1 protein-coding gene is annotated in these 576 nt (G+C 56.2%); it reads right to left on the bottom strand.

All coding sequences use genetic code 11. From position 1 onward, the window contains the following. Positions 1–101: 101 nt before the first annotated feature. Positions 102–576 (bottom strand): hypothetical protein (locus EXE45_RS17510; RefSeq protein WP_137695085.1); only part of this gene is annotated, 475 nt, incomplete at its 5' end.

The raw sequence follows: 576 nt of genomic DNA, 5'->3' as shown, positions 1-576 counted from the left end.
CCTTCACGCTTTCTATCCCCACCGTTTTGGTCGGTAGTGGCCCTTCGATTTTCAAATTCTTCAACTCGTCACTCTCGTCATTGGTATTTTCGGACATTGGATTATTCGAGATGGTCGGCAAGCAGCACTCGTAGCGCCTTCACACCGTTCGGACTGGATGGAGACCGACACTTCGCGTGCCAGTAGTAGCACTCCTCCAGACTCATCCGGGCAATGCTGTCGGCGACGGTAGTCAGCTTCTCGTACTTCTGAAGCCGCTTCATCGCGAGAAACGCGATTGTCAGCCGAATTCCACTACTTTCCGAGAGCACGGCCGAACCCTCCCCGCGCATTACGAAGTCAGGGTCAACTCCACTGTCGTTCAGTACGTCGCGAACCAGTCGGTGAACGGCCTGTTGTCGGCTGTCGGATAGAGTCGTGATTTTCAGGGCACACCAATCGTTCCACTGCCAGTCGTTAGGTGCGCGGGCTGAGGGGGCCCCAACGCTGGAGAAGTCAAGGACGCCAGTTGAGTCTTCCTGTGCGTCCGGAATCGCGTCCGTGATACCGGCCCTCATGAGCTTCCGGTTACTGTTC

The organism is Halorubrum sp. SP9 (genome assembly GCF_005435015.1).
Taxonomy (GTDB): domain Archaea; phylum Halobacteriota; class Halobacteria; order Halobacteriales; family Haloferacaceae; genus Halorubrum; species Halorubrum sodomense.
This window is presented reverse-complemented; position numbering and strand designations above follow the sequence as displayed.